Origin of the sequence: Candidatus Thiodictyon syntrophicum (genome assembly GCF_002813775.1) — a bacterium.
GTDB classification, from domain to species: Bacteria; Pseudomonadota; Gammaproteobacteria; order Chromatiales; family Chromatiaceae; genus Thiodictyon; species Thiodictyon syntrophicum.
Genome location: NZ_CP020370.1, coordinates 147,493 through 168,890, shown reverse-complemented (window position 1 = coordinate 168,890; position 21,398 = coordinate 147,493). Strand labels below are relative to the sequence as shown.

General features: G+C 66.1%; 16 protein-coding genes and 3 pseudogenes. 10 read left to right on the top strand and 9 right to left on the bottom strand.

Annotated elements, in window-relative coordinates:
• Window positions 1-123: 123 nt before the first annotated feature.
• The 6 genes from THSYN_RS00720 to THSYN_RS36925 all read right to left on the bottom strand — a co-directional run bounded on the left by THSYN_RS00720 (window position 124) and on the right by THSYN_RS36925 (window position 9,377).
• Window positions 124-1,179, bottom strand: coding sequence for a peptidoglycan-binding protein (locus tag THSYN_RS00720; RefSeq protein ID WP_157817381.1), 1,056 nt, complete (start codon window positions 1,177-1,179; stop codon window positions 124-126).
• A 359-nt stretch (window positions 1,180-1,538) separates the two neighbouring features.
• The gene (locus tag THSYN_RS00715) at window positions 1,539-4,160 is read right to left on the bottom strand and encodes a golvesin C-terminal-like domain-containing protein (protein ID WP_100917440.1); all 2,622 of its coding nucleotides are present in this window, start codon (window positions 4,158-4,160) and stop codon (window positions 1,539-1,541) included.
• 355 nt (window positions 4,161-4,515) lie between these two features.
• Window positions 4,516-5,835 carry a sensor domain-containing diguanylate cyclase gene (locus THSYN_RS00710; protein ID WP_100917439.1) on the bottom strand — a complete coding sequence of 440 codons (1,320 nt, stop codon included), beginning with the start codon at window positions 5,833-5,835 and terminating at the stop codon, window positions 4,516-4,518.
• Between the two features lie 11 nt (window positions 5,836-5,846).
• Window positions 5,847-6,590, bottom strand: a complete 744-nt coding sequence (locus THSYN_RS00705; RefSeq protein WP_100917438.1) for a transporter — start codon at window positions 6,588-6,590, stop codon at window positions 5,847-5,849.
• 175 nt (window positions 6,591-6,765) lie between these two features.
• Window positions 6,766-7,920 carry an ATP-binding protein gene (locus THSYN_RS00700; protein ID WP_100917437.1) on the bottom strand — a complete coding sequence of 385 codons (1,155 nt, stop codon included), beginning with the start codon at window positions 7,918-7,920 and terminating at the stop codon, window positions 6,766-6,768.
• 350 nt (window positions 7,921-8,270) lie between these two features.
• On the bottom strand, window positions 8,271-9,377 hold the full coding sequence (locus THSYN_RS36925) for an HAD family hydrolase (RefSeq protein WP_216644652.1): 1,107 nt from the start codon (window positions 9,375-9,377) through the stop codon (window positions 8,271-8,273).
• 380 nt (window positions 9,378-9,757) lie between these two features.
• On the opposite strand from THSYN_RS36925, the gene THSYN_RS00685 reads away from it, so the two are divergent.
• Window positions 9,758-11,395, top strand: a complete 1,638-nt coding sequence (locus tag THSYN_RS00685; RefSeq protein WP_100922248.1) for a SagB/ThcOx family dehydrogenase — start codon at window positions 9,758-9,760, stop codon at window positions 11,393-11,395.
• A 52-nt stretch (window positions 11,396-11,447) separates the two neighbouring features.
• On the opposite strand, the pseudogene THSYN_RS00680 reads toward THSYN_RS00685, so the two are convergent.
• A pseudogene (locus THSYN_RS00680) lies at window positions 11,448-11,880 on the bottom strand (HAD family hydrolase); the annotation flags it as partial.
• 448 nt (window positions 11,881-12,328) lie between these two features.
• On the opposite strand from THSYN_RS00680, the gene THSYN_RS00675 reads away from it, so the two are divergent.
• Window positions 12,329-13,300 carry an HD domain-containing phosphohydrolase gene (locus THSYN_RS00675; protein WP_100917436.1) on the top strand — a complete coding sequence of 324 codons (972 nt, stop codon included), beginning with the start codon at window positions 12,329-12,331 and terminating at the stop codon, window positions 13,298-13,300.
• A gap of 48 nt (window positions 13,301-13,348) precedes the next feature.
• Here THSYN_RS00675 and THSYN_RS35580 read toward each other — a convergent pair whose 3' ends face one another.
• Complete coding sequence (locus THSYN_RS35580; RefSeq protein ID WP_236849002.1) at window positions 13,349-13,609, bottom strand: transposase; 261 nt, start codon at window positions 13,607-13,609, stop codon at window positions 13,349-13,351.
• Between the two features lie 200 nt (window positions 13,610-13,809).
• Between THSYN_RS35580 and tnpA the strand changes: the two are divergent.
• Both tnpA and THSYN_RS00660 read left to right on the top strand, forming a co-directional pair.
• Window positions 13,810-14,022, top strand: a pseudogene (gene tnpA / locus THSYN_RS00665) (IS200/IS605 family transposase); the annotation flags it as partial.
• Window positions 14,023-14,455: 433 nt separating this feature from the next.
• A pseudogene (locus THSYN_RS00660) lies at window positions 14,456-14,635 on the top strand (endonuclease); the annotation flags it as partial.
• Window positions 14,636-15,040: 405 nt separating this feature from the next.
• Here the strand turns inward: THSYN_RS00660 and THSYN_RS00655 are convergent.
• Window positions 15,041-15,964 carry a DUF1186 domain-containing protein gene (locus tag THSYN_RS00655; RefSeq protein ID WP_100917435.1) on the bottom strand — a complete coding sequence of 308 codons (924 nt, stop codon included), beginning with the start codon at window positions 15,962-15,964 and terminating at the stop codon, window positions 15,041-15,043.
• Window positions 15,965-16,858: 894 nt separating this feature from the next.
• Here THSYN_RS00655 and THSYN_RS00650 point away from each other — a divergent pair.
• The 6 genes from THSYN_RS00650 to THSYN_RS00625 all read left to right on the top strand — a co-directional run bounded on the left by THSYN_RS00650 (window position 16,859) and on the right by THSYN_RS00625 (window position 21,280).
• Window positions 16,859-19,156 carry a response regulator gene (locus THSYN_RS00650; RefSeq protein ID WP_100917434.1) on the top strand — a complete coding sequence of 766 codons (2,298 nt, stop codon included), beginning with the start codon at window positions 16,859-16,861 and terminating at the stop codon, window positions 19,154-19,156.
• A 118-nt stretch (window positions 19,157-19,274) separates the two neighbouring features.
• Complete coding sequence (locus THSYN_RS00645) at window positions 19,275-19,640, top strand: toxin-antitoxin system TumE family protein (protein WP_100917433.1); 366 nt, start codon at window positions 19,275-19,277, stop codon at window positions 19,638-19,640.
• Window positions 19,637-19,984, top strand: coding sequence for an HVO_A0114 family putative DNA-binding protein (locus THSYN_RS00640; protein WP_100917432.1), 348 nt, complete (start codon window positions 19,637-19,639; stop codon window positions 19,982-19,984). The genes THSYN_RS00645 and THSYN_RS00640 overlap by 4 nt, the downstream gene beginning before the upstream one ends.
• A gap of 257 nt (window positions 19,985-20,241) precedes the next feature.
• Entirely contained in the window at window positions 20,242-20,475 is a 234-nt protein-coding gene (locus tag THSYN_RS00635) for an antitoxin (protein ID WP_100917431.1), read from the top strand.
• Window positions 20,476-20,487: 12 nt separating this feature from the next.
• Window positions 20,488-20,907: a type II toxin-antitoxin system VapC family toxin gene (locus tag THSYN_RS00630; protein ID WP_100917430.1), complete on the top strand. Its 420-nt coding sequence runs from the start codon at window positions 20,488-20,490 to the stop codon at window positions 20,905-20,907.
• Window positions 20,908-20,959: 52 nt separating this feature from the next.
• A complete protein-coding gene (locus THSYN_RS00625) occupies window positions 20,960-21,280 on the top strand; it encodes a PIN domain-containing protein (protein WP_157817379.1) in 321 nt (106 codons plus the stop codon).
• The last annotated feature ends 118 nt before the right edge of the window (window positions 21,281-21,398 follow it).

The following is a 21,398-nucleotide window of genomic DNA, read 5'->3' as shown; positions in this document are numbered from 1 at the left end:
GATACCCAAGACGGGGCGGGTTTGCGGCGGCGGGCGGTCTGAGGCTGGACTGGAGCGCCACGCGAGACCGGATGCGCGTCCCGGTCCGGGAGCGGATCAAGGAGGTCCTGCGGGTTACTTTGTTCAGACTTTACCCACATACCAGTGTGGGTGCCCCAGACCGGCATGATTCGCGAAGATGGCATAACTGTCCGCGTTACGCATCGCTTGCCAGTGGGTCAGCGTCTTGAAATTCGCGGTGTTGCTATAAGCGATATCAGCCCCGATCTCTCCGGCACGGCCGAGTTCGGGACCGACAAAATGCGCCAGCTCATGAATGACCAGTGTCGCGATGTTTATATCAAGCCAGTTCGTCACCATGTTCGTGGCGATAAAAATAGTGTCTTCGCGAAAATCTCCTCCCTCATAACCATCGGCCTGACTATGTTTCGGTAGTCCGGTCCGAATATCACGGCGTGTCCAGCCACCGGAAAAGGTAAAGGCCGAGTAAGGTCCGTCCTGCTTGTTGTTGGTCGTGGGATCAACCTGGAAAATTCCGCTACCGACCATGGTCAGCGGTGAATGGTGACCGATCACGGTGCGCATGGTCAGATAGGTCGAGTTGAGTCGGTCGATTGCGTCGACTTGTGGCCCTGCGTTCCCCAACTGGCTCAGCTTGAAATAGGTGTTGACACGCTCATAGCCTGCCGCCCTGACGGAAAACCCGGCACTGGCCTTGGGCTGCGTGAGATAGTCACGCGCTTCACGCAAATGCCTTTGCGCAGCCCAGGTCCAACTCGCCGCCTGCCCCAGGGCACCATAAACGCGCACGATTGCCTCGTCGTTCGTATGTACGGCAGGAAGGCGACTGCGTATTTCGTTGATCTTGAGTAGCGTCGCCTTGCCGGGATCGATGCGTGAGTCGGCCACCAACCCATGATGAAATTGAAATCCGTAGATTGCCGCGCGCGTCTTTGGTCCACAGATGCCGTCCACTTTCAGCGGCACCGCAGGACCGCCGCGACCGGGCGGTAGATCATTTAAAGCTGACTGGATTGTCGATACATCGGTCTTGAGGTTGTCGCCATTGAGCCCCACTTTCCCACTCAATGTTATTGGTTTATTGCTTGAGGGGAAGACAATTTCGCGCGTCCGGCAACCGTTACGACTCCAGCACAGCGCATTCAGTGTTTTCGCCATGATTTCCTCTTTTGCGGTTGTCGGCGGGGACTTGATAGAACCCTGCAACGGCTTGATAACGGATAGGAAATGCAACCATCCGAGACCGGATATGGTCCCCATCTTAGCCGCGCGGAAGGTGCCGGGCAAGACGGCTGACGGCTCAGACCGGCGAACTGGGGGTGGCCTGGCGAAGCCCGCAAGTGTATCCGCCGGGGACTTGATCAGCGTTCCGACCGCCCCGGGCCGGAGTCCAAGGCTTCAGCCTTGGATGCACAGGACCAAGGCTGAGGCATTGGCGCGAGGCCTGGAAACACGGACTGCGCGCCTCCCGCGTCCTTGCGCTTCGAGTGGCGTTGAGCCTGCGGCGGCGGCTCGGCTCAGGGCACGGGGACGAAGCGCACCGCGTCGGCAGAGGACCAGAGCCCGGTGCCGCCCGGGTGGGCCAGGGTCACGGTGGTCGCCCCGGCATTGAAGGCGTAGGTCCCGAGCAGGTTCCACTTGCCGCCGTTGACCTTCTGATCGACGGTCACGGTGCTGGTCCCCGCCGCCGTGGCGATGCCATAGGGGGCATTGGCGACCCGGTTGCTGGAGGCCCCCCACCAGGCATAGACGGCATAGTTGCCGGCGGCGGTCAGGTTGGCGGTCCAGGTGGCGGTGTTGCCGAGCGTGGCGTTGACCAGGGAACTGGCCGCGTACTCGCCGCTGACGCTGGACTCGTTCCAGGTTCCGACCTTGTTGAAGCCCGCGTCCAGGTTGTCCACGATCACCTCGGTGCCCACCGGGGGCGGCGGCGGGGGTGGCGGCGGGGGCGGAGGCGGCGGTGGGGGCGGATTGCCGCCACCGCTGCCGCTGCCGGTGTCCTGAGCGGCAAACAGGTCGAGCAGGGGCTGGTTGACGGCATCCGGGTCCGGATAGCCGTAGATGTTGGTGTAGATCCCGAAGGCGCTGCCGTGCCAGGTCCAGATCTGGCCGGAGGCGCCGTACTCGGCCATCAGGTCCAGGGTGTCGGCGATCCAGGCCAGGCCGCCGCGCTCCGGGGTGAAGTTGCGCGGGCTCTGGCCGAACTCGCCGATATTGATGGGGACATTGTGGTCGATGGAGAACTGGAAGCCGTAGGTCAGCAGGCTGTCTTCCAGGAAGTCCCGGTCATAGGGGGTGGCGACCACATAGGACTTGTTGTTCTGGAGTTGGAAGCCCAGGGCCCCGGTGCCGCCGGTGGCATTGGTCCCTTTGATCCAGCCGGAGATGCGGTAGCTGTAGCCCTGGCGCCCGGAGAAATCGAGGTTGGGCAGCTTGACCAGGTATTTGCCGTTGGCGTTGGAGATGCTGATGGAGGCGGTGCCGCGGTGGCCGGTGTTCTCGATCACCCGGCCGCCGGTGGTCCCGGACAGGCGCTGGGTGGTGGTCAGGCTGGTGTAGGACAGGAAGGGGTCATAGGTGTCCAGCAAGTACCAGGTGGAGGGCTTTTTCTCCGGATCGACGTTATGCACTACCCGCACCAGGTTGCCGGAGGGGTCGTACTCGCTGACCTGGAAGTCGTCGAAGGTCACCTTGCCGCTGTTGGTGTTGGCGATGAACACCGGCATCACGCGGATCACATTGGGGCTGTTGAGGGTGAACAGGGCGCCCTCGTACCAGGTCCAAGGCGTGGTGCCGGTGGGGATGGGGGGGTTCTCCCATAGGGTCCCGACGGTGGTGTCGTTGGTGTAGGGCAGAACCAGGGAGGTCGCGTCCCCGTAGCGCATGTTGGAGTCGCCATTGCCCCCGCCGTAGCTCAACTGGGACGAGGCCCGCCAAGAGTCGTAGTGGTGGAAATCGTAGAGCACGTTGGAGTCGGTCAGCAGCGGCGGGACCTCGCAGTCGCCGGCGAAGCAGGTCTGCACCTGGACCAGGTGGCGGCTGTCCTGGGTGCGGATGGCGTTGACCAGGGTCTGGATGTAGGCGGTGTATTGGGCCTGGTTGGACGGCAGGGCCTCGTTCATGAGGTCGAAGCTCGCCACCGTCGGTTCATTCTTGTAGCGGCCGGCGATCGCGGTCCAGAGGGCGCGCAACCGGTCCTGGCAGGACCCGGTGCCGCTGCCGCCGGTCCAGAAGGTCCCGGTATAGCCGTTGCTCTGATAGCCGCACTGGGCGTGCATCATGGACAGGGTCAGGCGCACCCCGGCCTGGCGGGCCCAGAGGATCTGCTTGTTCAGCCAGTCCCAGCCCTCCTGCTTGTAGACGTAGGGGGCGGCGTCGTTCTCGAACATCAGGTACCACAGGTTCAGGCGCACGACGTTCATGCCGGCGGCGGCGACGGCGGCATAGTCCTCCTGGTCGAAATTCTTGTCCCCCAGGATGGTATCGATGGACTCGCCGGTGTCGCCATAGGCGGTGAAATTGGTCCCGATCAGGCGCAGGGGTGCGGCCGGGTCGCCCACCACCAGGTCGCGCCCGGCGGCGTGCACATAGTCCGTGTCCGGCCCCCCGGTGGGGGTGTAGGCCACCGGCGGGGTCAGGCTCAGGTCATCGACAAAGAGGTCCACCCCGGCGGTCGGGCTGTTGACATAGACCTGGAGTTGGGTCGCGGTCCCGGTCGGCTTGTAGCGGTAGTAGCCGCCAAGCTTGACCCATTTGCCCGCCGGCAGGGTGCGGGAGTCCAGGGTCGTATAGCTGGTCCCGGCGCCATCGACCTTCTTCACCCCCAGGGCTACGGCGATGGGCCCGCCCTGGCGGACCCGCACCCAGGCGCGCAGGTCGTAGGCGGTATTGGCCTGGACCTTGTCCAGGATGTGTTGGGCAATGCCCATGTAGGTCGAGGTGCGCCCGACGATCAGGGCCGACTGGGCCCCGCCGTGGATCGCCTCGGTGCTGGGGGCGATCAGGGGATTGCCGCCGTAGCCGATCCAGCCGGTGGTGCCGTCCGGGGGTTCAAAGCCCGGGCTGACCAGCAGATTGATCGCCAGGACGGTCGGGCTCAGGGCCAGCAGGCCTAGGGCAAGGAGGGATCTGGTGTGCATCGTTGGGGTCTCTTTGGCAACTGCCGGTGCGTCGCCGCGTCGGCGGCACGCACCGGTTGGAGCTGGTACAAGCACTGGAGTATAGACCACGGGGCCAAAAAAGGGCTGCACGCGATGACCACGATGCCAAGGTCGGCGCCAAGCGGCGTAGGAGCGGCCCCCAGGCCGCGACGGGTTGCCGCAAGGGCCTGTGGCCGGAGTTATGATCAAGACCCTCTCGCACGCCACACTGCATCGCTTCTCCGATTACGACAACGACAACGATTGTATCTGTGTTTAGCTTGTTCTTGACGCGTTACCAAGGCCTCGGCAGGCGGCCGCAATCCCGTGCCTGGAACTATTGGTGAGGGACCGCCTACGCCACTTCGGCACCGGCGGCGTCATAGACCCGGGCCTGGTCGCGACCATTCGCCTTGGCCTGATACATCGCCAGATCGGCCTGTCTGAAGATGTCCTCGGCGGTGCCGTCCTTGCCATTGAACAAGGTGACGCCCAGCGAGGCGGTGCAGTGGTGTTCGATGACGGTGTCGGCGTGCCCCGGCCGGGTGATGTTCAGGCGATAGGGTGCGGATAAGCGGCGGCGCACCCGCTCGGTAAGGCGGCCGACCTGCCGGGCGGCGTCCGCCTCATCCGTGCTCAGGTCGCCGATGAGCAGCACGAACTCATCGCCACCCAGGCGTGCCGCGGTATCGGCGGCGCGCAGGGTCAGGGTCAGGCGGCGCGCTACCTCGATCAACAGCAGATCACCGGCGGCGTGCCCGTAGGTGTCGTTGAGCGGCTTGAAATTGTCCAAATCCAACAGGAGCAATGCACCATAGCAACCGCTGCGGTGGGCGGCGGCCCGCACCTGACCCAGACGGTCATCGAGCAAACGCCGGTTGGTCAGCAATTCCTCGCGGCGGTAGCCGATCAGGTCACAGTAGGCTTGGTTGACGTCGAGAAAGCGCCCGTCCCGGTCGCACAGGAAAAACCCGTCCAGGCTGGTAGCGATGATGGCGCGGTACTCCTGGTCGGCCTGGATCGCCTGGCGGCGGGAGCGCTCGAACGCGAGTCCGACATACCCGATACTGGCGATCACGGCGGTTAAGATGCCGGCCAGCATGGTAAAGATGCGCGCCGAGTTCGCGTCCATCAACACGGGGGGGACTCGCCCCAGCGACAGGCCGATCACGCTATGGAGAAACGACACGGCCAAGAGCAGGTAGACCCCGCCAATCCAGCGGGCGCCGCGGCTTTGCTCCTGCTGTGCGATCCGCCAGCCCAGTGCGGCCAACCAGGTAAACAGAACGGCAAAGACTGCATGATGGAATTGCAGGCGCAGCAAATCATTGCGCAACCCCAGACGGATGCCTTCAAATCCAAGCATGAACAAGGATACGGCGGCAACCATCAGGATCAGCGGCAATGGTCTACCCAGTTCGCGACGCAGCGATTGGATACGCATCATGACGCCGACGAACATCAGAACATTGGCGAACGCAAAGGTCACCCACTCCGGAGCCTGACCACGCAGGGCGAACAGGACCATAGACAAGCCCAGCAGCAGGTCGCCGCCGCACCACAGCGTCACCGCCCGCTGCCGACGGCCGTTCAAGACCAGATAGGTGACCGCCGGCATGATAAAGAAGAGCAGTGCCGTGGTCAGGAGCAGCGAGGGGATATGCAGGAGCGGCAAGTCAGTCCTCGTCAGAAGATGGTGAGTACGCGCAGGGCGAAGCGCTGGTCTTCAAACAGGCCGTTGTCGGTCTTGAGGTCGCCGCCGTATTGCAGGATCAGACTTGCGAATGGCAACTTGATCATGCCCGACAGCGTATAGCGCTGCACCCGCAGCACGTTGTCCCAGGGCGCTTCGTCGATGCGTGAGGCCCCGCCCTGACTGTAGAAATAGCTCAGGCCCAGGGTGAGTGGTGCGGCCGGGGTGTAGCTGAGCGCGACTTGCCAATTGTACAGCAGTTGTTGTTCGAGGGTGCCGATCCGGCCGGCACCCCGGCGGTACCCGTCATTATCGCCAAACCACTGGACATCGAACGCCGTCATCGCGTTGACGCGTGACCCCAGGCGGTGGCTGTACCCGGCCTGCACGGCCGCCTGGTAGCGGTTCTCACCCGGGTTGGTATTGAGCGACAGGGTGCGCCTGGCGTCGTAGCTGCCGGTGGGCAGGGTGACATAACCGGCCACCGCGGCATAGCGCCCGGCCTGACGGTCGGCATAGGGCCACGTGGCCAGGACCAAGGTCAGATCGCCGAGACCGGAGCCGCGCTCCAGAGACGACAGGGCGCCGCCGGGCTCCAGGTGGCGCTCGGCCAATTGCGCAGTGGTGATGCCGGGCGGGGGTGCGATCACGTCCGTCGGCAACAGGTCCACCGCCTGGGCGGGCCGGAGCAAGGCGGCGACCAGTAGGGCGGTCACTGAACGGGGCTTTGGCGTCATGGGTTACCTGGTGTCGGGAAGCCCGAGGACCGCGGGCGCGATGCCAGCGGGCGGATGACGGCGCGCTTCGCCGCCCGACGCGTCCGGCAACGGCGGTCTCGGGCGACGCGCCTTGGTGCCCCTGGTGAACCGTTCCTAAGAGAACAGATACTCGCGGCAAGTTCATCCGGTCGTGTTACGCAGAGACCGCCTGTACCAGGTCGGCGAGCCCAATCGCCTCGATGTTATCGGCCAGGGCCAGCCGGCGGTCCCCCGGGTAGACGACGACCAGCCGGTCGAGCCGCAGGGTATCGATGGCGGCGCGCATCGACTTGGTCACGCGCGGAGCGGCGGTGTATTTGATCTCAAAACCGAGCCGGCGGCCGTCAGCCGTCACCAGCAGGTCGAGTTCGGCACCCGCGTGGGTTCCCCAGAACCAGACCTCTTCTGCGCCGACAGCGAGGGCGCGAATCGTCTCCTCCAGGGCAAACCCCTCCCAGGAGGCGCCGAGCTTGGGATGGTGCAGCAAGGCGTCCCGGTCGGCGATGCCGAGCAGGGTGTGCAGCAACCCGGAGTCGCGGAAAAAGAGTTTGGGCGACTTGACCTGCCGCTTGCCGACGTTCTCGTACCAGGGCTGCAGCAGGCGCACCATGAAGGTGGCCTCCAGGATGTCCAGATAACCCCGCACCGTGGTATCCGCGGCGCCGAACGAGCGCCCCAACTCCGAGAGGTTGAGTAATTGTCCATGGTAGTGCGCCAGCATCATCCAGAAGCGGCGCAGGGACTGTGGCGGGATGCTGATGCCGAGCGCGGGCAGGTCGCGCTCCAGGAAGGTGGCGACGTAATCCTTACGCCACTGCCGGCTGGCGCTGTCATCAGTCGCCAGAAACGCCGGCGGAAAGCCGCCCCGCTCCCACAGTGGATACAGCGATTCGGCACCGGTCTCGCCGAGTTGCAGCGGTGTCAACTCCAGATGGCCGATCCGCCCGGCCAAGGTCTCGGAGGATTGGCGGATCAGGTCGCGCGAGGCGCTGCCGAGGATGAGGAAGCGCGCCGGATTCCCGGGGCGGTCGACGAGCACGCGCAGGAGCGGGAACAACTCCGGGGCACGCGGGATCTCGTCGATGATGACCAGCCCGCCCAGCCCCTGCAGGGCCAGTTTGGGTTCGGCCAGGGCCGCGAGGTCGGTCGGGTCTTCCAGGTCGAAGCGGGTGACCGAGGTGTCGGTCAGGCGGTCGGCGTACATACGTGCCAGCGTGGTCTTGCCGCACTGCCGTGGGCCGAGCAGCGCGACCACCGGCGCAACCGCGAAGCGGGCCGCGATCTTCGACAGGTATCGGTCACGTTTCATGCTGGAATATTCGGCGATCGAAGCCGAAATATCAAGGACGATGTTCGTCGAACAGAGGACAGGCACCGCAGGCCACGCGTCTGTGACCCCGTCGTCCTTTGGCCGCGCCGCCCGCCCCGCTCACGGCGGCGTTGAATTTCGCAGTTTCCCCGGTGCCCCCTTGGTCCGGAGCAGGGCCGTAGGGTCACTGCCGTTAAGTTAAGAGCCGCAGCCCAAGCCCCTGGATTCCAAGGCTTCAGCCTTGGAGCGCGCCAAGGCTGAAGCCTTGGACTCCAGGCACAGGCGACGTGGTCGGCGAGTGCGCTTTAACTTGATGGGTGTGACCGCCTCGCGCTGCTCAACGGCCTCAATCAGTGCCGCGCGGGGAACCGGCCGGAGCCGGCGGTGGCGAGTGCCTGGAAAATCTCGTCGGGGGTCGTGTGGGTTCTTGAGTTGTCATTGTCGTTGTCGTTGTCGTTGTCGTTGTCGTTGTCGTTGTCGTTGTCGTTGTCGAGATTATCGTAGCACCCCGGCTTCTCTCGCACCCCAAAGTGCATCGCTTCTCCGATTACCACAACGACAACGACAACCGTAGGTACCAGTTCCGCGCCCCGGCCCGGGCCAGGATGCGCATGACATGCAAGGGCTCGAGCGCCGCGGCGGGGAACAGCGGGGCCAGACTCAACCCGCCCCGCCGGGGTGCAGGTGCCGAAACACCCGCTCGATGGCCCCGAGGTCAAGGTGCCCCTGAACGAGCTCGGCCGCGGCCGCCGCCCCCCCAGGACCCGCGCCGGGGACCCGGGCTCCCCAAACTGATCGAGGATCAAGGCCGCCCCGGTAAAGTCCTGACCAACGGTGTAGGAACTCTCGGTCACCAGGATCGCCCCCAGGCCAGCCCCCAGGGCCGAGCGCACCCCGTTGTCGGAGTCCTCCAGGGCGATGCAGGCGGCTCCCGGCAGGCCCATGCGCTCCAGGGCCCAGGTGTAGATGTCGGGCGCCGGCTTCTTCTGCGGGACCACATCGCCGGCGGCAATCACCTCGAACCAGTCGCCGACCCCGGGCTCACCGCAGTTCGCCAGGAGGGCGGTGACATTCTCCGGGGTGGTCGTCGTCGCGATTCCCAGCCGCACCCCGGCGGCTCTCGCCTCGCGCAGCAGCCGCAAGACCCCGGGGCGCAGCGGGATGCGCCCCTCACCCAGCAGATCGACAAAGTGCCGGGTCTTGCTGCGGTGCAGCCCCGCGATGAAGCCATCGAGATCGGCCGGACCGCGCCAGTCCGGGCGCCAGCGCTCAAGGTAATAGCGCATGCGCTCCTTGCCGCCGGTGACGGCCAGCAGTTGACCGTACAGGTCGACATCCCAATCCCAATCCAGGCCGGCCTCGGCGAAGGCGGCGTTGAAGGCCGGCCGGTGACCGTCGCGCTCGGTATCGGCCAGGGTCCCATCGACATCGAACAAGAGTGCCGCGAATGCGACCATAACATTGCACCTATCAGGTTTTGCCTACGACTGCCTTACAAAGGGCGATGCTTCGCTCCGAGGAATTAGGAAATCCAAGCACCCGAGAGCGGATATGGCCCCGATCTCAGCCGCGCAAAAGGTGCCCGGCAAGGATCGGCAACACGGACCTTGCGCTACTGTTCGGAGACCGCCACCGGTGCATGGCGGTCACGGACAGCGGACAGGCTTGACCAGCAAGCCCCCCTCTGATAAATGAACACGACCACTCGCCGCCGCGAAACCCTGACCCGTTGGAGCCGCCGCCGTCCATCGCCGCGACCATCGGATCGGACCACCAGGGCCGCGAGGCCGACCTGATCCGACGGGCCCGAGCGGACCGGACCAACCCCGAGGCCCCCATGACCGCCACCGACCTGGAACTCGTCCACGCCTATCACCGCGCGAGTAAGCACCAGCCCGAGCGCTATGCCCCGGGACCGGGCGGCCTGGACTGGGCCAATCAGCCGGACCCCTTCCGCGTCTTCGCGGGGACCCGATCCATCGACCTGCCGCTGGGGGCGGATGCCCAGACACTCTCTTTTGACCGGGTGCGCGCGGGCGCGCGGCCGGCACCGGCGCCGGTGGACCTGGCACACCTGGGGGTGCTCCTGGAACTGGCATTGGGCCTGGCGGCCTGGAAGTCCGTCGGCGAGGCCCGCTGGGCCCTGCGCTGCAACCCCTCCAGCGGCAATCTGCACCCCACCGAGTGCTATCTGATTACCGACCCGCGGCCGGGGCTGCCGGGCGGGGTCTGGCACTATGTCAGCCGCGACCACCGGCTGGAACACCGGGCGCACGACGTGCAGGCGCACCCGCCGGCATCACTCGACACGCCCCTGGTCCTGGCGCTGACCAGCATCCAGTGGCGGGAGGCCTGGAAATACGGCCTACGCGCCTATCGCTACTGCCAACTCGACCTGGGCCACGCGCTGGGCGCGCTGGCCTATGCCGCCGCCGTGCTGGGCTGGCGGGTGGGCGTGCTGCCCTGGGGCGACGCGGAGCTGGCCCACCGGTTGGGGCTCGACCGGCCCGGCGATTTCGACCCGGGCCAGGGGGAGGCGCCGGACCTGGCCCTCTGGGTCGGCCCCCAGGCACCGGCGGCCGGCGACCTCGCCCGCCTGGCCGCGACCGGGCGGACCTTCGCCGGCCGGGCGAACCGGCTCAGTGACGACCCGCGCCCCTGGCCCGGCATTGCGACCGTCGCCGCCGCCTGCGAGCGCCCTACCGGGGTGCAGCCGGGCGGCGGATCAGCCCGGGAAGCGTCTGCGCAGTGGCCGCCGCAGGGTCCCAATCCCAGTCCACTGAGCGCCGCCGACCTGATCCGCCAACGGCGCAGCGCCCAGGCCTTCGACGGCACCACCCCCCTGTCGGCGGGGCGCTGGTTCGCCATCCTGGACGCACTGCTGCCGCGCCCCGGGGTGCCGCCCCTGGACGCCTGGGGCGGGCGGCCGCGAGTCCACCTGGCGCTCTTCGTCCACCGGGTCACGGACATCGCCCCCGGACTCTATTTGCTGGCGCGCGACACCGCGGCCCTCCCGGCGTTGCGCGCGGGCCTGCATAAAGACTGGCGCTGGGACCCGGTGCCCGGCGCCCCCGCCCAGTTGCCCCTCTTCGCCCTGACCCTGGGCGACGCTCGGGCGGCGGCGCGCCAGCTCGCCTGTCATCAGGAGATCGCCGCCGACAGCGCCTTCGCGGTGGGGATGCTGGCGGACTTCGACGGCGCGCTCGCGGCGGGTCCCTGGTGCTACCGGGAACTCTTCTGGGAGTGCGGACTGCTCGGGCAGGTCCTCTACCTGGAGGCGGAGGCGGCCGGCGTGCGCGGCACCGGCATCGGCTGCTTCTTCGACGACGCCATGCACCAGTTGCTGGGGATCAGCGACACCCGTTGGCAATCGCTCTATCACTTCACGGTCGGGACCCCGGTGGACGACCCGCGGCTCCAGAGCGCACCGCCTTATGACCACCGGGCGCCCACCGCCGGGACCCGAAGCGCCTGAGCGATTCCATGCAGGGGTCCACCAGGTGGAGTTCAAAGGCTCGGCGGATCATTGGGACCTTTTGCGGGACCACATCGCCGGCGGCAATCACCTCGAACCAGTCGCCGACCCCGGGCTCACCGCAGTTCGCCAGGAGGGCGGTGACGTTCTCCGGGGTGGTCGTCGTGGCGATTCCCAGCCGGACCCCGGCGGCTCTCGCCTCGCGCAGCAGCCGCAAGACCCCGGGGCGCAGCGGGATGCGGCCCGGCGATGAAGCCATCGAGATCGGCCGGACCGCGCCAGTCCGGGCGCCAGCGCTCCAGGTAGTAGCGCATGCGCTCCTTGCCGCCGGTGACGGCCAGCAGTTGGCCGTACAGGTCCACATCCCAGTCCCAATCCAGGCCGGCCTCGGCGAAGGCGGCGTTGAAGGCTGGCCGGTGACCGTCGCGCTCGGTATCGGCCAGGGTCCCATCGACATCGAACAAGAGTGCCGCGAATGCGACCATAACATTGCACCTATTGCGTTTTGCCCACGACTGCCTTACCAAGCGGGGTCCTTCGCTCCGACGGATACGGATAGGAAATTCAAGCGCCCGAGACCGGATATGGCCCCGATCTTAGCCGCGCGGAAGGTGCCCGGCCAGGATCGGGCAACGCGGATGATGGCTGAGGCAGGCGGTCGGGGGATGGCGTGAAACCCCCGGAAAGCAGCGCCAAGCCACGCGGCAAGCCCGCCCGGCGCCCTCCCACACAGCGGTTTGCTCCCCGCCGAGCCCCGTCGGCTCGCACTGTACCCTTGCAGAGCACCCTCCTTCGATGCTACGTTTCCCCTGATCCCCGCCCTGAACCCAGCCGCCGTGCCCGAGCAGTTGGATTTCCTATCCCCACACCGGAAAGGAAGGCTTGCGGCTCCGCGAGTCCCGTCACCCGCACTGGTGCAGGCCGAGCAAGACCATGGCTTCCAACGACGACACGACCCATTTTGCGCCTTTACCGCCGATCGACAGCCTCAAGGACCCGAAACACACGGCACATTTGATCTCGCTGGCGGGCAACCGCGAGCCGTTCGCCCTGGATGCACCGCAGTGCACCGTCGGGCGTGACCAGGGGATGAATTTATTTGTTCCTGACCGGACGGTGTCGCGCCAACATGCTAAGTTGCTGGTTGTGTACAACCGCTACTATGTGCAGGACCTGGGGAGCGCGAACGGCACTTTCCTGAACGGCACGCGCGTCGAGAACGAGCGCCTGGCCCACGGGGATCTGGTAGCCTTCGGCGGTCAGGTGTTCCGTTTCGTCATCGGCAGCGACCTGGATCCCAGCTACCTGAGGAAAATCAATCTCGAAACCATAACCGCGCTGGCGGAGGCGGTCGACAAGAAAGACCGCTATACCGCCAATCACTCCCGTCGCGTTTCGGAGACGGCAGAACGGCTGGCCCGGGCACTTGGCCTGGGACCCGCAGACGAGGAACGGATACGCATCGCCGGACGGCTCCACGACATCGGCAAGATCGGCGTCCCGGACGCAGTGTTGCGTAAACCCGGACCGCTCGACGCCGCGGAAGTCTCCCTACTCCGTCGGCATCCGGCGGACGGCGAAGCGATTCTCGCGCCGCTGCAATTCCTCGCCGACGTCCTGCCGGCGGTGCGGCAGCATCACGAGCGGTTCGACGGCCGCGGTTACCCCGATGGGCTGGAGAGTACGGAGATCTCACTGGACGCCCGCATCATCCAAGCGGCCGACAGCTTAGACGCGATGACCTCGCACCGTACCTATCGCAGCGCCCAATCACTCGACTTCGTGCGCCACGAGTTCATCGGCAACGCGGGCACACAGTTCGATCCTCGGGTAGTCGAGGCACTGCTCGATATCCTTCCGTCCCTGCCCGTGGGGGACGCTGCGATGATCCCTACGCCACATTGAGAATACGCTGTTTTTTGACATCCTCGCCGACCTGAAGGACGGCGATTCCTACGGCGCTACGCGCAAAGCTTGCTCGCGAATAGTCGCTTCGGCGGGTTCCTGGGCCGACGCTCCAACGAGCGAAGCATCTCCGCAGGCTAACCGGGCGTGTCCCGCCCTTAGAACATTGATCGCGCCGACCAAATCGGCGTTTTCCTCGAAACCGCATTCCACGCACGCGAACCGGGCTTGAGTCTGCCGGTTCTCCTTGGCGATATGCCCGCAGCACGGACAGGTCCGGCTGGTGTTCTGTGGGGGCACCGCGACCAGGTGCCCGCCGCTCCACGCCGTCTTGTAGTCCAGTTGCCGACGGAACTCGAACCAACCCTGGTCGAGCTTGTAGCCCTGGGGGTAGCGGAAGCTGTCGCCGGACCGACCCTTTTTCTTGAACCGTGGGAAGTCGGCGCGCTTGGAGAAGAAGTTGGTATAGGCCCGCTCCAGGTCTTTGAGGGTCTGTTGCAGGGCTTGGGATGGTCGAGTACCCGCCCAAGGTGGCGGTGTCCGCCCTGGTGAACAGCCTCAAGGGCGTGTCCAGCCGCTTGCTACGCCAAGAGCGCCCGGACATCCAGCGGCGCTACTGGAAGGGCGTCCTCTGGTCGCCCTCCTACTTCGCCGCCTCCTGTGGGGGCGCACCGATTTCTATCGTGCGCCAGTACATCGAACAGCAACAGACTCCAACCTAAATGGCAGTCGGACGGGTCCACCGTCCGGCGCTATCCATCCCCGCCCTGAACGACGGGGCTTTTCGCGCAAGACGGGTAATAGGTTGGTGGCCGCCCCCAGCCGCCGCGACAACATCCTCGGAAAAAAAGCGGCCACGTTTCCGTGTCGTCGACCGGGAAAACGCCACGCTGGAGCAAATGGGCGCGGCGCTTCGCCAATGATGGCACCACCCGCCCGCATTTGGCTGCCGACCCTGGTCTTCTGCGCGGCGCTCGGCACCTGGTAGGGGGTTGTGCGCCTGGTCGGCATCCCACACTACATACTGGCTGCCGGTTCTGGGATGTCAATAAGGACGGCGCCATCACCGAGGACGAAGATGTCGAGCGGGTCATGCGCGTGACCAACAAGAACAAATAGCGGCGCGGTCATGACCGAACAGGGCATCCCAGGACCGTGAATCCCGAGCGCTGCCGTGCGGTCTACGCGGCCCTGGAGGCCGCCTATGGCGCCCAGGGGTGGTGGCCGGCGCAGACCCCCTTCGAGGTCATGGTCGGTGCCGCGCTGACCCAGAACACCGCCTGGACCAACGTGGAGCGGGCCCTGGCACGCCTCACCGGGCGCATCGCGCTGACGGCCGAGGCGATCCTTCGGTGATCGAGGCCGAAATATCAAGGATGATGTTCGTCGAACAGGGTGCACGCACCGCAGGCCAGGCGTCTGTGGCCCCATCGTCCTTTGGCTGCGCCGCCCGCCGTGATCGCGGCGGCGTTGAATTTCGCGGTTTCCTCGGTGCTCCCCCTTGGTCCGGAGCAGGACCTTCGGGTCACTGCCGTTAAGTTAAGCGCCGCAGCCCAAGCCCATGAAGTCCAAGGCTTCAGCCTTGGAGCGCGCCAAGGCTGAAGCCTTGGACTCCAGGCAAAGGCGACGTGGTCGGCGAGTGCGCCTTAACTTAAGGGCTGTCGGTCCGCAGGGTGGATGCCCGCAGGGCGATCCGCCACGCTGCCGCGGACACCGGCGACTTGGACGATTGCAGGCCTCTCAGCCCCCGCAGCATTTCTTGTATTTCTTGCCGCTGCCGCAAGGACAAGGCTCGTTGCGGCCCACCTTCGGGGCCGCCCGCGCCGGCGTCGGCACCTGGCGAACGACCGGCCGCCGCTTGGGATCGATAGGCTTACGCTGCTCTGGGGTCTGAAAGCAATACCAATGCCCCAACTCGTCCACCGGGTGTCCGGGCAGCCTGACTCCGGGCGATGGCTTGTAAGGCTCCGGGCGGTCCCTGTGCTCCACCATGGCAGCCTCGAAGCGCTCCGCACCCCCGGCAAGCCAGGGGTCCACTAGCTGAAGCTCGAAGGCCCGGCGGATCATTGGGACCAGTTCCTGCGCGTCGATGTCGGCCGCAAGCCAGACCAGGGTGGCCCAGACCCAAGCGGTCGCGTCGGAAGGCCGCTTCCCAGCCTCCGCCGCGTCCAGCCAGGGCCTCGCAAATCGGCCCAGGCGCTCCCGCAGCCCATCACGATCCAGTTCCCCGATGGCAAAGAGGAGTTCCAGCGCACGGATGGCCGCGGTTCGGACGTACTCGTTGAGCGCGGGGTCTTCGATCAGGCGCTCGATGCCGCGCGTGTCGCCGTGGCATACCGCGGCCAGTTGGCGCCCGTAGTTCTCGGTCACCGTATCTCCGATAACGTCGAACAAGGTCTCACCCGGCAAGGTACCCATCTGCACGAATAGCGGATAGGCCGCCGGCTCGCGGAAATAGGCCAGCAGGTAGATCGCGAAGTGGTGACGCCAATAGTCCTTGGTCGCGAGGGCCGGCGCGAACCCGGCGTCGAGTTGTCGGCGCAGCTCGCCGAGCAGCAAGGGTGTGATCGCCTGGCGCTGCTCAACGGCCTCGATCAGTGCCGCACGGGGGAAGCGGCCGGGGCCGGCGGTGGCGAGTGCCTGGAAAATCTCGTCGGGGGTCATGTGGATTCTTGAGGGTCGAAGAGTAGACACAAGCGGCGATGATACAGGCTCGGTCCTCTGCCGAAACCTCCGGAACCGGTCGTGGCTAACACAACGATTGCGGCCCACGCTGAGGCCCTGCGCGATTCGGCGCCGCGTACCGCCAGCGGTCAGCGGGCTCCTGCGTGGTTGGTTCGTCGCGCGTTCTGCCGGTGGCGGCCCCCGATCGAGAGAGATTTTATCCGCGTAGGTTGACGGGTTGACGGGCCTGGGCTAGGCTCTTGGGGAACTGGATGGGAAGAGGGCGCCGACGCCAAGGGCAGGGCCGGGAGATCGGGCGCTTGGAGGCGGGGGGATCTGGAGCTGGACCGAATCTGGCTAGTACGCCAAACACCGCGTTCAGGCGAAGATTACCTTTATCCAGCGGCGTGGTTTGAGCCGATACCCCTACGCGCTGCTGAAGCCGCTCCCACAAGACCCCCGCCAGACTTTCACGGTAACCTATGCACTAAAGCCGCGGGAGAAATTCGTGCATGCCAGGTGCGGGGCGCTTGATCGCGACGCGTCTGCGCGCACGACCCGCGGGAACCTGGCGATATCCACAGTCGCCCGCCAGATCCTTGCGGGCCAGGGACTGGGCTTGAGCGTGCCGCATCTGCCTGCGCCTGTCGGCGGCCGGGATGGCGGACGAGCTACGCCCTTCAAGTCCCGAATTCCCTCAGTGCTCCCCCTTGGTCTGGAGCGGCCCGGCGAGCCGGTCGTGGCGACCCGCGGCCGGGTCGGCAGACACCACGCGCACCCTTGGGACATAATGGGCCTGGACCTAAGTCCGCGCCGATTGGGAACGGGCGCGCGCTCCGGGTCGTGCGACCATCGTCCACCGCCGCCCCCTGCGGGAGCCCCCGGACCTCAGCCATGCGTAAGCCCATCGACCATAGCGCGCCGACCAGGTCCCCGACCCTGGGCGCGGACCAGGAGCGGCAGGTCCAGGCGGACCTGACCCGTCTGCTGTTCGAGCAGGCCCCGCCGGGGCTCGTCCTCACGGCCGTCAACGCCGCCCTGGTGACCGCGGCCATGGGCTTTGTCGCCGAGCCGCTCGCGGTCTGGACCTGGTTCGCCTCGTTGCTGCTGATCCTGGCCGCCCGCGCCCTGCTGCTGAGGCGCTTTCGCCGCGACCGCGCCGCGGCCGCGGACGCCGCCTGGACCCGGCGCTTCACCCTGGGCGCCGCCGCCACCGGGATGGCCTGGGGGCTCGCCACCCTGCTCCTGCCCGGTCGGGACCTGTCCTATCAGGTCTTTCTGGGGTTCGTGCTCTCCGGCATGGTGGCCGGCGCCATCCCGACCCTGAGCCACCATCTCCTGGCCTACCGCGCCTACCTCCTCACGGCCTTGCTCCCCTTCGGCGTGCACCTGGCGGTCCTGGACAATCAGCTCGCCTATACCTTCCTGTTCATGTTGATCCTCTTCGGGTTCTTCATGTGGATCAATGCCGGCCGCTACCACGAGACCCTGCGCCGCTCCCTGGAACTGGGCCATGCCAATCTGGATCTCGTGGCCGACCTGACCCGGGAGAAGCACCAGATCGCCGATCTGAATGACCAACTGGCGCTCGAGGTCGAGGAGCGGCGCAGTGCCCAGCAGGCCCTGATCCATGCGAAAGAGGTGGCGGAGTCCGCCAGCCTGGCCAAGAGCCAGTTCGTCGCCAACATGAGCCACGAGATCCGCACCCCCATGAACGGCGTCCTGGGGATGCTGGAGATGCTCGGCCAATCGCACCTGGACACCGTCCAGCGCGGCTATGTGGAGATCGCCCGCAACTCCGCCGAGGGGCTGCTCACGGTCATCAACGACATCCTGGACTTCTCCAAGATCGAGGCCGGCAAGCTGGACCTGGAGGCCATCCCCTTCGACGCCCGCCTCCTGGCGGAGGACGTGGCGGCGCTCTTCAGCGCCAGCGCCCAGACCCGGGAACTCGAATTGGCCTGCTTCGTGGAGCCCCAGGTCAAGACCCGGGTCCTGGGGGACCCGACGCGCCTGCGCCAGGTGCTCACCAACATCCTGGGCAACGCGGTCAAGTTCACCCAGCAGGGGGAGGTGCTGCTGCATGTGAGCGAAGGGCCGGCGACCCCGGGGCACCTGACCCTGTGCTTCGCCGTCAACGACACCGGCATCGGTATGTCGGCGGAGCAGCGCGCGCGGCTCTTCAGCCCCTTCGTGCAGGCCGACGGCTCCACCACCCGCCGCTTCGGCGGTTCCGGGCTCGGTCTGACCATCAGCAAGAACCTGATCGAGCTGATGGGGGGCACGCTCGAGGTCCAGAGCACCCTGGGCGAGGGGTCGCGCTTCCTGATCAGCATCCCCTTCCTGCCCCAGTCGGACGCGGGCGCGGCGCCGTCGCCGAACGGGCTCGACGGGCTGCATATGTTGGCGGTGGACGACCACCTGACCAACCTGGAGATCCTCGGCCACTACCTGCGCGGCTGGGGCGTGCACTACACCTGCGTCACCCGCCCCGCCGAGGCCCTGGAGCGTCTGCGCCGGGCCGCCGCCGCCGGGCAGCCCTTCGCGGTCGCCATCCTGGACATGCAGATGCCGGACATGGACGGCCTGGCGCTGGCCCGCGCCATCCGGGCGGACCCGCTCATCGCCCCCACCCGGCTGGTGCTCCTGAGTTCCGCCGGTCAACCCGCCGCGGCGGACCTGCCGGGGATCGACCTCGCCCTGAACAAGCCGGTGCGCCTCGCGCTGCTGCGCGACGCCCTGTTCCAACTGGTCCACGGGCGCACCCCGGAGCCGCCCCCCCCGCGGCCCGAACCCACCGCGCCCCAGCTCACCGGCCGGGTCCTGCTGGCGGAGGACAATCTGGTTAATCAAAAGGTCGCCTGCGGCATGTTGCGCAAACTGGGGCTGACCGTGGAGGTCGCGGACAACGGCGCCGCGGCCCTGGAGCGCATCGCCGCCGGGCCCTACGACCTGGTGCTGATGGACGTGCAGATGCCGGTGATGGATGGCTTCGCGGCCACCCGCGCCCTGCGCGAGCGCGAGCGCCAAGCCGGGGGGCCGCGCCTGCCGGTGATCGCCATGACCGCCAACGCCATGTCCGGCGACCGCGACCTGTGTCTTGAGGCCGGGATGGATGACTATCTCTCCAAGCCGGTGCGCCTGGCGGAGTTGCATCGGGTGCTGGATCAGTGGGTGCGGGCGGGGCAGTGAGGGGCGAAAGGAGCCGGGGCGTCCCGCCCCGAGCGTTTCGCTATCTGGGGTGGATCGCTGACACAACAAACTCGTCGCGGGGGGTGGCAAGCTTTATCAACGGCTGATACACTGAACAATGCGTGAAGACCCTGGAATTCGCACTCTCATCGACTTACACGGCCAGATTATTGATCAGGGCGAAGGTTATTGGATCAAGATCGAGGCGTGGCTGGCCGCGGCCTCCGAGGAAGTGCCGCATGGCATACGTTACTCACTGACACTCCATGAACCGCATGGCAAGCGCATTCTTGGCTACGACAACGCCCATATGATCAAGCTGCCCAAGAAGTTCAAGTTCGCCGGCCGACGGCTGGTCTACGATCACAAACACAGGCATGTCAGTGACCAAGGAATACCTTACGAATTCCAGGATGCACACCAACTACTGGCCGACTTCTTCGGGGAGGTCGATCGAGTGCTAAAGGAGATAAAGCAGCGATGAAAGCAATCGTAATCGGCATCATGTCGCAGGAGCGAATTCGCGAGCGCGTCTTGTCCATCGCGCGCGGCGAGTACAAGCCCAAGCCTTCAGAACCAAAGATCTGGTTTACCTCGATGCGCTCCCTGGCCGAAGTTCTGAGCGACGAGAACCGTGCCCTTCTAAAGGTGATCCAGGAGGCAAAGCCACAATCGATCTCATCCTTGGCGGAACTCACCGGACGCAAGCCCGGCAATCTTTCGCGAACGCTGAGAACGATGTCGAACTACGGTCTGGTGGAGATGAGGCGGGAAAAGAATCATGTGCGTCCAGTGGCAAAGACAACCGAGTTCAGGATCGTGGCGTAAGTCCTGTCGGCGGCCTCGATCATGATCCCGTGAGGGCACGAACCTGGGCAGAACCCCACGGCCATCGACCAACATGCTTTCGCGAAGACGATCCCGGTTGCCGTGCAGACGACACGACGGACAGCATATCGACGAGGCCGCTGGACTGCTTTTCACGTCGGGGCTCGGGCGGTGTCGATCCGAGGCCCCCGTATCGCCTCGCGTCGTGCGCCCTGTGCTAACCTATGCCGCAACCTATGCCCACTCGATCACTCCCCATGCACGCATCCCGCCGCGCTACCCTCTTCATCAATGGCAGCAATCAAGCGATTCGCATCCCGCGGGACTTTGAACTGCCCGGCAAGGAAGCCCTGATCCACAAGGAAGGCGACCGCCTCATCATCGAGCCAGTGCCCCCGCCGAGACTGCTCGCGGTGCTGGCAACCCTCGACCCCATCGACGACACCTTCCCCGACATCCAGGACCCGGCGCCGGAGCCGGTCGATCTCTAGCGGTTTCCCGCCATGCCGAAGCCCGCGTATCTGCTCGACACCAACATCGTCTCCGATCTCGTGCGTCGGCCCGCGGGGAGCATCCGCGACTGCATCGCCGCGCGCGGCGAGGAACGGGTCTGCACCAGCATCGTCGTCGCCGCGGAGTTGCGTTTCGGCGCGGCGAAGAAGGGCTCGCAGCGGTTGACCGCCCAACTGAAGACCGTGCTGACGGCCCTGGACATCCTGCCCTTCGACGAGCCCGCGGATCGCCGCTACGGCGAGATCCGAGCGGCGCTCGAACGCGCGGGCACGCCGATCGGCACCAACGACCTGCTCATCGCGGCCCACGCCCTTGCACACGGCCTGATCCTGGTCACCGCCAACGAGGACGAGTTCCGCCGCGTGCCGGGGCTGGTGGTCGAGAACTGGTTGAATCACGAAGGCCGGTAGCCAGAAGGCACGTCTGCGCCATGCCGCGATCACCGTCGCCGATGCCGACCTGATGATCGCGGCCATCGCCTTTGGTGCAACAGTGGTGATGGGCAACCTGCGGCATTACAATCGCGTCGATGGACTGCTGCTGGAACACTGGATCCGCCCGCTCGCGGCATCCGCTGCGGCCGAGCCCGAGACAGGACAACCTGGTCAACCAAAAGGTCGCCTGCGGCATGTTGCGCAAGCTGGGGCTGAGCGTGGAAATCGCGGACAACGGCGCCGCGGCCCTGGCCCTGATCTCAGATCAAGCGGCGATGAAAGCAATCGTGATCGGCAGAATCATGTGCGTCCAGTAGCAAAGACAACCGAGTTCAGGATCGTGGCGTAAGTCCTGTCGGCGGCCTTGATCATGATCCCGTGGGGGCGCGAACCTGGGCAGAACGCCACGGCCATCGACCAACATGCTTTCGCGGAGGCGATTCCCGGTTGCCGTGCAGAAGACACGA

Excerpts from the sequence above, each read along its gene's own strand:
- THSYN_RS00720 (WP_157817381.1), bottom strand. The coding sequence starts at position 1,179 with ATGGCGAAAACACTGAATGCGCTGTGCTGGAGTCGTAACGGTTGCCGG.
- THSYN_RS00715 (WP_100917440.1), bottom strand. The coding sequence starts at position 4,160 with ATGCACACCAGATCCCTCCTTGCCCTAGGCCTGCTGGCCCTGAGCCCG.
- THSYN_RS00705 (WP_100917438.1), bottom strand. The coding sequence starts at position 6,590 with ATGACGCCAAAGCCCCGTTCAGTGACCGCCCTACTGGTCGCCGCCTTG.
- THSYN_RS00700 (WP_100917437.1), bottom strand. The coding sequence starts at position 7,920 with ATGAAACGTGACCGATACCTGTCGAAGATCGCGGCCCGCTTCGCGGTT.
- THSYN_RS36925 (WP_216644652.1), bottom strand. The coding sequence starts at position 9,377 with ATGGTCGCATTCGCGGCACTCTTGTTCGATGTCGATGGGACCCTGGCC.
- THSYN_RS00685 (WP_100922248.1), top strand. The coding sequence starts at position 9,758 with ATGACCGCCACCGACCTGGAACTCGTCCACGCCTATCACCGCGCGAGT.
- THSYN_RS00675 (WP_100917436.1), top strand. The coding sequence starts at position 12,329 with ATGGCTTCCAACGACGACACGACCCATTTTGCGCCTTTACCGCCGATC.
- THSYN_RS00655 (WP_100917435.1), bottom strand. The coding sequence starts at position 15,964 with ATGACCCCCGACGAGATTTTCCAGGCACTCGCCACCGCCGGCCCCGGC.
- THSYN_RS00650 (WP_100917434.1), top strand. The coding sequence starts at position 16,859 with ATGCGTAAGCCCATCGACCATAGCGCGCCGACCAGGTCCCCGACCCTG.
- THSYN_RS00645 (WP_100917433.1), top strand. The coding sequence starts at position 19,275 with ATGCGTGAAGACCCTGGAATTCGCACTCTCATCGACTTACACGGCCAG.
- THSYN_RS00640 (WP_100917432.1), top strand. The coding sequence starts at position 19,637 with ATGAAAGCAATCGTAATCGGCATCATGTCGCAGGAGCGAATTCGCGAG.
- THSYN_RS00635 (WP_100917431.1), top strand. The coding sequence starts at position 20,242 with ATGCACGCATCCCGCCGCGCTACCCTCTTCATCAATGGCAGCAATCAA.
- THSYN_RS00630 (WP_100917430.1), top strand. The coding sequence starts at position 20,488 with ATGCCGAAGCCCGCGTATCTGCTCGACACCAACATCGTCTCCGATCTC.
- THSYN_RS00625 (WP_157817379.1), top strand. The coding sequence starts at position 20,960 with ATGATCGCGGCCATCGCCTTTGGTGCAACAGTGGTGATGGGCAACCTG.